At 30.1% G+C, this 13,783-nt stretch carries 14 protein-coding genes; 9 read left to right on the plus strand and 5 right to left on the minus strand.

All coding sequences use genetic code 11. The annotated features are described in order from the left end of the window. Positions 1-25: 25 nt before the first annotated feature. Entirely contained in the window at positions 26-850 is an 825-nt protein-coding gene (locus tag NST35_RS04850; protein WP_002457882.1) for an RluA family pseudouridine synthase, read from the minus strand. Between the two features lie 158 nt (positions 851-1,008). On the opposite strand from NST35_RS04850, the gene NST35_RS04855 reads away from it, so the two are divergent. The 9 genes from NST35_RS04855 to NST35_RS04895 all read left to right on the plus strand — a co-directional run bounded on the left by NST35_RS04855 (position 1,009) and on the right by NST35_RS04895 (position 10,835). Next, entirely contained in the window at positions 1,009-2,142 is a 1,134-nt protein-coding gene (locus NST35_RS04855) for a GAF domain-containing sensor histidine kinase (RefSeq protein ID WP_002457881.1), read from the plus strand. Continuing rightward, entirely contained in the window at positions 2,135-2,758 is a 624-nt protein-coding gene (locus tag NST35_RS04860; RefSeq protein ID WP_001829810.1) for a response regulator, read from the plus strand. Before NST35_RS04855 ends, NST35_RS04860 begins: the two co-directional genes overlap by 8 nt. A gap of 271 nt (positions 2,759-3,029) precedes the next feature. Next, the gene (xdrA, locus tag NST35_RS04865) at positions 3,030-3,494 is read left to right on the plus strand and encodes an XRE family transcriptional regulator XdrA (protein ID WP_001829807.1); all 465 of its coding nucleotides are present in this window, start codon (positions 3,030-3,032) and stop codon (positions 3,492-3,494) included. A gap of 182 nt (positions 3,495-3,676) precedes the next feature. Continuing rightward, on the plus strand, positions 3,677-4,807 hold the full coding sequence (locus tag NST35_RS04870) for a DUF445 domain-containing protein (protein ID WP_340747269.1): 1,131 nt from the start codon (positions 3,677-3,679) through the stop codon (positions 4,805-4,807). A 72-nt stretch (positions 4,808-4,879) separates the two neighbouring features. After that, on the plus strand, positions 4,880-5,224 hold the full coding sequence (locus NST35_RS04875; protein ID WP_001829805.1) for a YlbF/YmcA family competence regulator: 345 nt from the start codon (positions 4,880-4,882) through the stop codon (positions 5,222-5,224). Positions 5,225-5,495: 271 nt separating this feature from the next. Continuing rightward, entirely contained in the window at positions 5,496-6,692 is a 1,197-nt protein-coding gene (locus NST35_RS04880) for a metallophosphoesterase family protein (RefSeq protein WP_002457879.1), read from the plus strand. Next, the gene (locus NST35_RS04885; RefSeq protein WP_002457878.1) at positions 6,682-9,621 is read left to right on the plus strand and encodes an ATP-binding protein; all 2,940 of its coding nucleotides are present in this window, start codon (positions 6,682-6,684) and stop codon (positions 9,619-9,621) included. The genes NST35_RS04880 and NST35_RS04885 overlap by 11 nt, the downstream gene beginning before the upstream one ends. Then, positions 9,618-10,559, plus strand: a complete 942-nt coding sequence (gene yhaM / locus NST35_RS04890; protein ID WP_002446755.1) for a 3'-5' exoribonuclease YhaM — start codon at positions 9,618-9,620, stop codon at positions 10,557-10,559. Before NST35_RS04885 ends, yhaM begins: the two co-directional genes overlap by 4 nt. A 171-nt stretch (positions 10,560-10,730) precedes the next feature. Next, positions 10,731-10,835 carry a type I toxin-antitoxin system Fst family toxin gene (locus tag NST35_RS04895; protein WP_002440288.1) on the plus strand — a complete coding sequence of 35 codons (105 nt, stop codon included), beginning with the start codon at positions 10,731-10,733 and terminating at the stop codon, positions 10,833-10,835. A 147-nt stretch (positions 10,836-10,982) separates the two neighbouring features. On the opposite strand, the gene prsA is transcribed toward NST35_RS04895, so the two are convergent. The 4 genes from prsA to NST35_RS04915 form a co-directional block, all read right to left on the minus strand. After that, the gene (gene prsA, locus NST35_RS04900; RefSeq protein ID WP_002496822.1) at positions 10,983-11,963 is read right to left on the minus strand and encodes a peptidylprolyl isomerase PrsA; all 981 of its coding nucleotides are present in this window, start codon (positions 11,961-11,963) and stop codon (positions 10,983-10,985) included. 201 nt (positions 11,964-12,164) lie between these two features. Further along, positions 12,165-12,725 carry a DUF3267 domain-containing protein gene (locus NST35_RS04905; RefSeq protein ID WP_002457876.1) on the minus strand — a complete coding sequence of 187 codons (561 nt, stop codon included), beginning with the start codon at positions 12,723-12,725 and terminating at the stop codon, positions 12,165-12,167. Positions 12,726-12,890: 165 nt separating this feature from the next. Further along, entirely contained in the window at positions 12,891-13,262 is a 372-nt protein-coding gene (locus tag NST35_RS04910) for a YtxH domain-containing protein (protein ID WP_002446752.1), read from the minus strand. A 76-nt stretch (positions 13,263-13,338) separates the two neighbouring features. Then, the gene (locus NST35_RS04915) at positions 13,339-13,764 is read right to left on the minus strand and encodes an HIT family protein (RefSeq protein ID WP_002446751.1); all 426 of its coding nucleotides are present in this window, start codon (positions 13,762-13,764) and stop codon (positions 13,339-13,341) included. Positions 13,765-13,783 lie beyond the last annotated feature (19 nt).

Consider the following 13,783-nt stretch of genomic DNA (forward strand, 5'->3'; position numbering starts at 1 on the left):
TGCTCATGATAACATCGAAATATTGCTATTTATCATCTAGACTTACAGAAATAATTTCTTGAGTCAGTGGATGAGTAAATTCAATTTGATGACTATTTAGCTCTAATTGTCGTAATGTTGAAGTTCCATAAAGTGGATCCCCAATAACTGGATGGCCAATCTCAGCAAGGTGCACACGAATTTGGTGTGTTCGACCTGTATCTAATTTAATGTCCAGTTGACATACACCCTCTTTAATCATTTTAGAGTCAATAATGTGAGTGATTGCACGTTGACCTGTGTTGGAAATTCTTCGTTTGTTTGAATGAAATTTATCTTTACCAATAGGCATATCTATCGTTTGTGGTTTAATAGGTAACAACGCTTTTACATTTGCTTTATATATACGCGTAATTTCATTATATTCTAACATTCGGTCTAAGATTTTTTTCATAAGCGGATTCTTAGCAACTATCAATAAACCTACTGTTTCTTGATCTAATCGATGTATGGGCTCAACATATTCACTATCAACAGTGTAAATCACATGGTTCATAAGTGTGTTGCTCTCTTTTAAATCATTGGGATGCGTTTTAACACCCTTTGGTTTCATGACAATGGCCAAGTCATCATCCTCGTAATAAATTTGAGCATATCGATAACTTGGTAAATAGTTACTTACTTCATTAGGTGTTGGTATCTCAACATAATCACCGGTTTTAACATTATTTAATAATGTACCGTACTCTTCATTAATTAAGATTTCTTTAGACATATTCAGTTGATGTAAGTCCTTTTTAGGTAATTTTAAATATTGAAAAATCTCTCTCAATGTATAATCGTTAAATTGTTTAGGTATTGTAAATTTCATTTTTTCCTCCTATAAATTCAGTTCTATCATATCATATATTTGTGCGACTCTATAACTTGTTTTATTTTGAAAGTTTTAATAACATCGGCATTGTGAGTTTTTAAAAATAAAGAATGAGTTGTATAATAATGATAAAATGTTAAATTTGAGGGGATATAATGGAGAAACCAACTAGACTTGCATTACTTAAGGAAATAGCCGAATTTCTAAATGAAGAAACTGAAATATATAGCATGATGCAAGGGGCTTTGCGTTTACTTATAAATGGGAGCGACTTTTCAACTGGTTGGATTTTCTATATTGATGAAGAGGGGCACCATGATTTAGTTTCCTCTGTAGATTTACCTGAAGCTTTATCTAAAAACTCTTGTTACTATTTGACAAATGGTTCTTGCTGGTGTGTGCAAGCATATCAAAATCATAAATTAACTAAAGCTTCTAATATAATAAATTGTTCTAGAATCAATTTAGCTAATCATGCTTATGATAAAGAAACGAATCATATTACTCACCATGCTACTGTTCCATTGCAGTCTGGGAGTGAAAGATTCGGTTTGCTTAACGTAGCATCTCCCAACAAAGAACATTATAGTGAAGAAGACTTAGAACTATTAGAATCTGTAGCATTTCAAATTGGTTCAGCTATAAAGAGAATTCAGCTAACTAATAAAGAAAAAGAAAATGCCAAAATTAATGAACGTAATCGACTAGCTAGAGACTTACATGATTCAGTAAATCAAATGTTATTTTCTTTAAAATTAACGGCTCACGCTGCAAAAGGGATAACTACTGACGAGCAAGCGCAAAAGGCTTTTAAGACTATTGAGGAAACAAGTCAAAATGCAGTAAATGAAATGAGAGCACTGATTTGGCAACTAAAACCAGTTGGATTAGAACAAGGCTTAATCCATGCATTAGACTATTATAGTAAAATGTTAGGACTAGATTTGAAAGTGACTATTAATGGACTAATAGATTTATCTAATGATATCGAAGAAAATGTATACAGAATTATTCAGGAAGCAATGAATAATGTTATTAAGCACGCTAAAACCAACAAAGTTTATCTTGATTTATCACAAAATGTTGAATATCTTGAGATAGATATTAGAGATAACGGTCAAGGTTTTGACACGCAATCAATTAATACGTTTTTATTTAATGGTTTAAAAAACATAAAGCAACGTACACAGTATTTGAACGGTAAAGTTATTATAGAATCAAAAATAAATCATGGCACTCGGATTTATATTAAAATTCCATTGAAATTAAAGGAGCATCCTTATGCATAAAGTCATTCTCGTCGATGATCACTATATTGTAAGGCAAGGTTTAGAATTTTTATTATCAACTGTAGATGATTTATCAGTTTTAAAGGGTTTTAAAGATGGTGCAACATTTTTATCTTATTTAAAAAACAATGAAAGACCGGACATCGTGCTTCTAGACTTAGTAATGCCAGAGATGAATGGTATAGAAATTACTGAAATACTCAAACAACAATATCCTGAAATCAAAGTATTAGTACTTACGAGCTATGTAGATGATGAACATGTTATTTCAGCTATTGATAAAGGAGCTGATGGGTATGAAATGAAAGATGTTGAACCTCAAAAGTTAATTGAGACAATTCATAAAGTTTTGCAAGGTGAACGTATCATACATCCTCAAGCTAAAAGCGTGATTAAGGCCGTATCAAAAAAACCACATTATACGAATAAGTTATCTAAACGTGAAAAAGAAGTACTTAAAGAAATGGTTAAAGGTAAAACAAATAAAGAAATTGCAAGAGCATTGTTTGTATCAGAAAAGACAGTAAAAACACATGTGAGTCATATTTTTAGCAAACTAGAAGTCTCCGATAGAACTCAAGCCGCTATTTATGCAATGGAAAATAAATTGATTTAAAAATTATTTTAATTTTTATGAATGTAATTGTGTTAAGTTGAGTTTTTAGCCAATAACACTTACAGCAATTATAATTCTGCTTGTAGATTAATATTACTGTCTAATTATTTTGATAATTATGCCTATTATAAAAATAGACTCAAAAACGTATTTACTCTTTTATTTTTATTGAAAATATATTAAGATGTAATTTGTGTTTCAAGAAATGTGTATTATTGCAATTTCTTGTGTCCGGATAAAATATTTCCAATGAGAAAGGTAGATAAATAGAATGGATAGACAGAGTTTCACAGATTTAATTCAAACAAAATTTAAGATGGTCCGTATAGAAGCAGGCTATACTCAAGATACAATGGCACAAACCATTGGACTTTCCAAGAAAACATTGGTTCAAATTGAAAAAGAAAGAGTTCTACCAAACTGGACTACATGCGTATCAATTTGTGCTTTATTCAGAGATTCAGATGTATTAAATAGTACATTCGGTTGTGACCCGCTTGAAATCGTACAAACAATTTCTAGAAACCATTGTGCTTATCCAAATCACTCAACAACAAGTGATATTTACTGGAATACTATTGATACACGTAATGGTTTCATTTTACAAAGTAATAAAGTAAGTAACATTTATCGTGTTCTTAATAATGAAAAACAACCGATCTTTGGCACTTCAAAAATGAGAGAAGCTGAAACTTACTTCAATAGAAATGCTAAAGAAGAATTAATACACGTATAGACATAAATACATAAGTGATAGAAGAATCATTTTATGATTGAATCACTTTGATCTTAATATCATAAAAAATTCAGGAGCATAAGTGTTAGACGATGAGACAACTTTTTGGTTTCATCGTTTTTTTATAAGTGAGTAAAATGAAATAGTTTTGAAACATTTTCTATTAAAAGGGAGTTTAAACGATGCATTCCATATTATTAGTAGTTTTTATGATAATTTTAGGAGCAATAATTGGTGGAGTAACTAATATGATTGCAATTAAAATGTTATTTCATCCATTCAAACCGTATTATATTTTTAGGTTTCGTATTCCATTCACACCAGGTTTGATTCCAAAACGTCGTGAGGAAATCGCTAGAAAAATTGGACAAGTTATTGAGGAACATCTTATTACTGAAGAATTAATTCGACAGAAGCTAAATCAACAACAATCGAGAAATATGATACAGCAACTAATCCAAAAACAAATAAGTAAATTAAAAAATGATGATGTGACAATTAAAAATATAGCTAAATTTTTAGGAATAGATGTTAATGAGTTGGTAGATTATAAATTCACTACTAAAGTTTTAAGTAAACTAAACTTTTGGTATGAGAAAAATAAATACAGAAAGTTAAGTGAAATATTACCTCAGTCTTTCTTAGACCAATGTAAAGGTCAAATAGAATATATTACTGACTTCTTATGTGAAAGGGCTAGAAATTATTTAAGTTCTGAAAAAGGTGAACGTGATATTTATGAAATGTTAGACACATTTTTCAATGAAAAGGGACGCATCATTGGTTTACTACAGATGTTTATGACAAAAGAAAGCATTGCTGATAGAATTCAACAAGAGTTGATTAGACTAACTCAACATCCGCAATCTCAAATAATAATTACTAAAGTATTAAATGATGAGTATGAAACATTTAAAGATAAGAACTTAGATGAAATCATTAAAGCACAACAATTTAAAAATTATAGTCAATTAGTACTTAATGAATTAAAAACTTATCTAAATCTAAAAGATAAAACACAGAGACCTATTAACCAAATTGTTCCGCAGTTTATTCAATTCCTAGAAGATGATACATCAAAACGTATGACTGATTTAATTATTAAAGGTACTTCAAAACATTTAACAAACATTATGAAAAAGATTAATTTACGTCAATTAATTGAAGAACAGATTAATACATTCGACTTAAAGTATATTGAAAATCTAATTATTGAAATTGCCAACAAAGAATTAAAATTAATCATGACATTAGGATTTATATTAGGAGGTATCATTGGATTTTTCCAAGGAGTAATTGCAATCTTTGTCTAATGGTGACAGATATGTTAAAGTATTCTACGAGTGGTTAAAAACACAAATTAACTCAAAGGAGTGCAAAGACTTATGGCAGTAAATTTATATGATTATGCAAATCAATTAGAACAAGCTTTAAGAGATAGTGATGAATATAAAGCTATCAAAGATGCATTTGCTAAAGTAAAAGAAAATGAAGAATCAAAAAAATTATTTGATGAATTCCGTGAAACTCAAATGAGCTTCCAACAAAAACAAATGCAAGGGGAAGAAATTCCTGAAGAAGATTTACAAAAAGCTCAAGAACAAGCTCAAGCTATAGAAAAAGACGAAAATATTTCTGAATTAATGAATGCTGAGCAAAAAATGAGCCAAGTATTCCAAGAAATTAATCAAATCATTGTAAAACCTTTAGATGAAATTTACGCTGACTAATTAGTTAATCAATATCTACTTTGATTGAGCCTGGGACATAATAATTGTTCCAGGCTTTCTTATTTATGTCTTATTATTTTTAAATCAATGCATTCTTCATCGACTGTCAACAAACAGATATGGTAAAATGAAAGAATATAAGGAAAAAATATTTCTCATCATTCATACTGTAAAATTTTAGTTTATATACTTTATGCATCACATTAATGCATAAATAATCTTGTACATTTTTTTAATTAACTTTGCAGATATTCTAAGGAGAATCAAACTTATGGTTAAATTTATACACTGTGCTGATTTGCATTTGGACAGTCCTTTCAAATCTAAAAGTTATCTCAGTCCAAATATTTTTGAAGATGTCCAAAAGAGTGCATATGAAAGTTTTAAAAACATAGTCGACTTAGCTTTAAAACAGGAAGTCGATTTTATTATTATAGCAGGTGATTTATTTGATAGTGAGAATCGTACATTGCGTGCTGAAGTCTTTTTAAATGAACAATTTGAAAGACTAAGAAAAGAACAAATATTTGTTTATATTTGCCATGGCAACCACGATCCTCTTACTTCTAAAATAACAAGTCAGTGGCCTAATAACGTATCCGTATTTTCAAATCAAGTGGAGACATATCAAGCTATTACTAAATCAGGAGAAACGATTTATATTCATGGATTCAGCTATCAAAATGATGCGAGTTATGAAAATAAAATAGACGCATACCCATCGAGTCAAGGTCAAAAGGGCATTCATATTGGTGTATTACATGGAACTTATAGTAAATCTTCGGTGAAAGACCGTTATACTGAATTTAGATTAGAAGACTTAAATCAACGTTTATACCACTACTGGGCATTAGGACATATACACCAACGTCAACAGTTAAGTGATATGCCAGTCATTAACTATCCAGGTAATATCCAAGGAAGACATTTCAATGAATTAGGAGAAAAAGGTTGTCTATTGGTGGAAGGTGATCACCTTAAACTCACTTCACAATTTTATCCTACTCAATTTATTAAATTTGAAGAAGCTACAATTGAAACTGATCATACATCTAAACAAGGACTTTATGATGTTATTCAATCTTTTAAAGATAAAGTAAGACCTGAAGGTAAATCATTTTATAGATTGAACGTACGCATTAATAGTGAAGACATAATTGCACCACAAGATTTAATTCAACTAAAAGAAATGATTACTGAGTTCGAAGAAAACGAAAACCAATTTGTTTTTATTGAAGATTTAAATCTTCAATATGTTCAAAATGATGAAATGCCAATAGTGAAAGAGTTTTCACCGGAATTACTTGATGATGCGTCACTTTTTGATTCGGCAATGACTGATTTATATCTAAATCCAAGGGCTTCTAAGTTTTTAGATGACTACAATGAATTTGATAAAGTTGAGTTAGTCAATCATGCAGAAAGCCTTTTAAAGGATGAAATGAGAGGTGAACAAAATGATAATTAAATCATTAGAAATATACGGATACGGCCAATTTGTTCAACGTAAAATTGAATTTAATCGTCAATTCACTGAGATATTTGGTGAGAATGAAGCTGGTAAATCTACCATTCAAGCATTTATTCACTCTATTTTGTTCGGATTTCCTACTAAAAAGTCCAAAGAACCACGTTTAGAACCAAGATTAGGTAATCAATATGGCGGGAAATTATCCCTCATTTTCGACGATGGCATTGAAGCAGAAGTTGAGAGAATCAAGGGAAGTGCACATGGAGATGTCAAAATTTATCTTAAAGATGGTACTATACGAGATGAAGTTTGGCTAAATAAAAAACTTAATTACATTTCAAAGAAAACATATCAAGGTATATTCTCTTTTGACGTTTTAGGTCTTCAAGATATTCATAAAAATCTAGATGAAGAACAGCTACAAGATTACTTATTAGAAGCAGGTGCACTTGGGTCAACTGAATTTACAAGTATGAGAGATAGAATTGGACAAAAGAAAGAAGAATTATATAAAAAATCTGGAAAAAATCCAATTATTAATCAACAAATTGAGCAACTTAAACAATTAGAAAATCAAATTCGAAATGAAGAAAGTAAACTTGATACATATCATCGGCTTGTAGACGATAAAGATAAATCATCAAGAAGACTAGAAAATTTGAAGCAAAATTTAAATCAATTATCAAAAATGCATGAGCGAAAACAAAAAGAGGTTGCTCTACATGATCAAACACAAGAATGGAAAAGGTTGGAACAATCACTTAATATAGAGCCTATAAATTTTCCTGAAAAAGGGATAGATAGATACGAAACTGCCAAATCTCACAAACAATCACTTGAACGAGATAAAAGTTTGCGAGAAGAAAGATTAAGCTTATTAAATAAAGAGGCGGAGTCTATCAATCCAGTAGACCAAAAGTATATTGATTCATTTAATAGCCTTTATCAACAAGAGACTGAAATTAAACAAAAAGAATTTGAGTTACGTTCAATTGAGAAAGATATTGCTGATAAGCAAGGTGAACTAGAAGCTCTTCAATCTAATATCGGTTGGCAAGAAGTGTTTTACGACACAGATAGTACTGAAGCGATGAAAAGTCATATGAGTGATTTAGTGTTAGGCAAGCAAGAACAAAATGCTTATATCAACCAGTTAGAACGTGGACTTGAAGAAAATAAAATTGAAAGAAACTCTAATTCTAATGAGATTAATCAAGTTGAGAATGAGCTTGTTCCTGACGAAACCTTTGACAAGAAAAAGGAATATACACAACAAGTTTTAGAATTACATGAAAAAGAGAACTTATATGAAAAGTTAAAAGAAACTTTTGAAGAAGAACAAACACAAAAAAATAAAAGACAAAAGTTTTTAAGAATAGGATTTATTGTTTTGACTATTCTAGCAGCAGCACTTTCTATATTTTCTTTTTTCACTGCAAATCTTATTTTTGGAGTAATATTTGCTCTATTAACTGTGATTTTTGTAGTAGGTATCATCTTTTCTAAATCTAAAGCAGTAGATTATAGCACAGCAATAAGTCAAGAAATTAATGATTTAGAAAACCAACTCACACAACTTGAAAAAGAATATAATCTTGACTTCGATTTAGAACATCAACAACGAGTTCGTGAACAATGGCGCCATGCCAAGAAAAATAAAAAAATACTTGAAGAAAAACATCAATATATCAATCAATCATTAACGACTGCAAATGAGCGACTTGATAGTCTAAAAAATAGCATCATTGAAATAAAAAAAGAGTTACATTTATCAGAAAAACTTTCAGATGAATTAGTGGTTGAGAGTGTCTCAACCATTAGTCAAATTAAAGCGCATGATAAATACATTATTGATTTAAATCAACAACGCAAGAATCTACTAAAAGATATCAATCACTTTTATGAACGTGCACAATCTGTAACTGAACCACATCTAAAACAATTTAATCAGATGTCTTTCTTCCATGATGTGAAACAGTGGTTAAAAAATGCAGAGGAACAAAATGAGGCTTGGAATAAAAATCAAAATGAAATGCAATTACTCAATAATGAATTAAAGCAATTGAAGTCACGCTTAAGTGAAACGAATCAAATGATTAAGGAATTATTTGATTATGTTGATGTAGATAATGAAGAAGATTATTATACACATCATCATCATTTTGAAACCTATCAAAATGATTTAAATCGATTTAATGATTTAAATCAATATTTAGAAAATCAAAATTATACTTATGAAATGAGTTCGCAATTAAGTGAGAAAACTACTGCTCAACTAGAAGAAGAAGATCATAGATTGGCTAAACAAGTTGACGATTACAATGATCAATTTTTAGAAATGCAGGCAGAAGTTAGTGATTTAAATGCTCAGATTAATCATATGGAAACAGATAGAACTTTAGCACAATTAAGACATGAATATTATAGCTTAAAAAATAGACTTAACGATATTGCTAAGGATTGGGCAAGCTTAAGTTATATGCAAGCTTTAGTGGAAGAACATATCAAGCAAATAAAGGATAAGCGTCTACCACAAGTGATTAATGAAGCTGTATCTATTTTTAAAAATTTAACAAATGGTACTTACAATATGATTAATTATACTGAAAATCATAAAATACATGTAAAGCATTCTAACGGACAAGTATTTGAGCCAGTTGAGTTGAGTCAATCTACAAAAGAATTATTATATGTGGCTTTACGTATTAGTCTTATTAAAGTATTAAAACCGTACTATCCATTCCCAGTGATTGTAGATGATGCATTTGTTCATTTTGATAAATATCGTAAAGAGCGTATGTTGAAATATTTGAGAGAACTATCAGAACATTATCAAATACTTTATTTTACTTGTACAAAAGATCATGTCATACCGGCCAAAGAAGTATTAACTTTAAATAAATTACAGGAGGGCGGGAAAAAATGAGAAATGTAGAAAAATTAAATCCCGGCGACTCAGTGGATCATTTTTTCTTGATTCATCGTGCAACTCAAGGTGTTACAGCTCAGGGTAAAGATTACATGACACTATTTCTGCAAGATAAAAGTGGTGATATTGAAGCTAAATTATGGACTGCTACGAAAGATGATATGCAAACTTTAAAGCCAGAAACAATAGTTCATGTCAAAGGTGATATCATCAATTATCGTGGACGCAAACAGATGAAAATACATCAAATACGTCTTGCACAAGCTGAAGACAAAGTGTCAACTAAAGACTTTGTTGACGGTGCGCCAATGTCGCCCTCAGAAATACAAGAGGAATTATCGCATTTTATGTTAGATATTGAAAATGCAAACTTACAACGCATTACTAGACATTTAATTAAAAAGTATCAAGATCGTTTTTTCACTTATCCAGCAGCAAGTTCGCATCATCATAATTTTGCGAGTGGATTAAGTTATCATGTTTTAACAATGTTGCGTATAGCAAAATCTATATGTGATATTTATCCTCTGTTGAATAGAAGTCTATTATACAGTGCTATCATTTTGCATGATTTAGGTAAAGTAAGAGAATTGAGTGGTCCAGTTGCGACGACCTATACTGTTGAAGGAAATTTACTTGGTCATATCTCTATAGCAAGTGATGAAGTTGCTGAAACAGCCAAAGAGTTAGGTATTGATGGAGAAGAGGTAATGTTACTTAGACATATGATTTTAGCGCATCATGGTAAAATGGAGTTCGGATCGCCTAAATTGCCTCATTTAAAGGAAGCTGAAATACTTTATTTTATAGATAATATTGATGCTAAAATGAACATGTTTGATAAAGCTTTCAAAAAAACAGAAAAAGGTCAATTTACAGAAAGAATTTTTGGTTTAGAAAATAGACAATTTTATAATCCAACAACACTTGATTAAATTCAGGTTCAATAGTACAAAGTTACCTTTAATGAATAGATAATTTTAAAGAAGTATCTATTCTTAGAGTCTTTGTACTTTTTTAATGTTTGTTAATCAACGTGTTATAATAAATTAGTCGCCTAACTTTACTTCTCAGGCGTCATATGACGAAGGGAAGGAGGTGCATATATGATTTTAGATATCTTTGTACACATCATCACCACTGTTATTAGTGGTTGTATAGTTGCGTTGTTTACGCATTGGCTACGTCAACGTAATGACAAACATCGATAGGCGACAATTTTAAATTTAGCCACACTAAAACCCCCTTACTACTGGCATAGTAAGGGGGTTAGTGCATATATGATAGATATCTTTGTTAACTATATTATAACATGAGTGATGAATATTTCAACTTACGACAATCATGTTAGAAAGGAATTATGAACCTGAATTAGTTAATCCAGAACCACCTTGTGATTGTTGTTGCTGTTGTTGTTGTTTTAATTTATCTGGATCAAGAATAGAATCCTCAATTGCTTTTTTAATATCTCTATCTTTGTAGTCCACTTTATACTCTTTTAGTAATTCTTTGTATGCATCAGTTAATAATTTAGGTTTCTTCTGTACTTTTTCTTCGATTAATTTTTGTTTGATATTTGATTTTTCACTATTAAAATCAGTTTCTTTATCTGCTTTTATAATGTGATAGCCATAGTCTGTTTTTACGACTTTAGAAACTTCTCCTTCTTTTAATTTAAATAGTGCTTTTTCGAAGCTATCTACCATTTGACCTTTAATCACATAACCTAATGAACCATCCTTCTTAGCTGAAGAACTATCCATTGATTCTTTTTTCGCTATTTCTCCAAACTTATTTGGATTCTTTTCTACTTCTTTTTGAATTTTTTCAGCTTTTTCTTTCGCTTTTTTATCTGATAAACCTTCTTTATCGCTAGATTTAGATTTAACTTTAATTAAAATGTGTGATGCTTTTTTAGAGTTTTCTTTGATTTCTTTATCTGATACATTAACTTTATCTAGTAACAATTGTTTCTGATAAGCTGATAATTTCTTCTGCTCTTTATAATCATCAAGTGACATACCTTGTTGTTTTAGCATGCTTTCAAATTGATCCTTACCACCGTATTGTTTCTCTTCTTTTTTAATATCTTTATCAATATCTTTTGTATCTACTTTATCTTTATATTTATCTGCTAAAATTTTGTTTAATACAATACTAAAAGATGTGTTTGCAATTTGTTCTTTGCCCATTTTTTTCATTACGTCAGCAACTTTAACATCACCAGCTTTAGAAGAAATAAGTGTGTTATCCTTCGATTCAGTTGCATTTGAACCGCAGGCACCTAACAAAAGTGCACTTGCAGTTACGGGTACAATAATTTTATTCATTAATTTCATAAGTTGATAGCTCCTTTATGTATTAATCATCGTAAATATAACATATTATTAATCATCAACCAATTAGAAACCCCTTTCCTCAGACTATAGTATGACAAGGAAAGGGGGTATAGCTACATAATTGATAGCGATTTAATTATGCATATTTTATTTATAAATATAAAGAATGTTGCATCTAATCTTTGTAAATGATTTTAAAAATCAGTGTTGTGTATAAGGATTGTCTACCTTGTTTAAAATATGAAGACCCGATTGATGTTCTTCGACATAGTGTCCATCATTTGAAAATAAAAGTATCTTTAAATATAAAATATCCATCATTGAACAGCCTATGTTAAGTGATAATAAAAACATAAAATAATGTCCATATTGAGGTAAATATATACTCAGCATTATAAAGATACCAGATAAGAAAAAGATGGGTAGAATGAGATTAATACAAAAATAAATTTTGTGAACAGGCGTATTAACATAAGTATTAAAATATGGTACCCATTTCTTACTAGATAGTTTATGGATTTTAAAAGATTTATAATAGGGCAAAAAGAATAAAAGATGTACTATTTTATGAATAGGGTACATGAGCAATATAAACACTACGAGTACAAAAAAATGTCTATCTGAAAGTGGTGTATCTAAAAAATAATACATCACTTCATAACTAACTAAAAATGTAAATATTGTCGCAACTAAACTTAAAAATGCAATTCTTTGAATACCGAACCGTGCATGTATATCGATTTGGCGAGTACATAAAAACATAATATATGCCTCTTCTCTATGTTAATATTTGTTACGTATTATCTATGTCTTTTGCTCAATAGTCAATAGATATTGCCAATATTTGTTGGTTTTGCTCAGTGAAAAGTTTGAGCTGTCTATGATTTAGAAGTAAAAAAACTATGGCTTAGTTGCCATAGTTTTAAACTACTTATCTTTTGAAAGGTTATTACTAATATCTTCGCCACGGTTTTGTAAATTTTCGATGTGACTTTGTAATTTTTCGATGTTTGGATTAATGTCTGATTTAAAATTACCAATCAATCCTTTAAACTCTTCACCAATTGAACTTCCAAATTCAATACTTTCATTCTTGATTTGTGAACCGTAATTAAGAATATCATTGAAGGATTGTTTCATATTCTCTATTTCACGTTGTAATTCTGATTGAGCGCCAGTGGGTTGACTAGCATCAATCGTATGATTTTTTACGCTTTGGTCATCACGATGTCTTAAAGCAACTGCAAATCCTGCAACAGCACCTACACCTAAACCAAATAATATTCTTGAGACTTTCATTATGATTCTCCTCACTTTATTTGTCGGATAATTGTAATAGTTATTTCATACCCAGTATAACAAGAAATATGCATGATTAAGACATTTGTGCTTGAATTTGTGTTGCTATTTTTTGTTTAGTTTCATCATCGATTACATCTTCATGTGTTTCCCATTTATAGCCAAATCCGTCTATATCATTTTCATATCTCGGTATTAAATGGAAATGAATGTGAAATACTGATTGATCGGCATATTCACCATTATTTTGAATAATGTTCAAGCCGTCAGGGTGAAATGCTTTTTTGATTGCATTTGCCACTTTAGGTAAAGCAACCCCTATGTGTTTCATTGTCTCTTCATCAGTTTCAAATATATTTGCTGAAGGTTTTTTAGGTACTAGTAGCGTATGTCCTTTTGAAACTTGAGATATATCAAGGAATGCATAGACATAATCATTTTCATATATCTTAAAACTAGGAATCTCACCTGAGATAATTTTACTGAATATCGTTTCTGACATAATAATGACACTCCTCTAC

The sequence above is a fragment of the Staphylococcus sp. FSL W8-0304 genome (genome assembly GCF_038006565.1).
In the GTDB taxonomy this organism is placed as follows: Bacteria; Bacillota; Bacilli; order Staphylococcales; family Staphylococcaceae; genus Staphylococcus; species Staphylococcus epidermidis.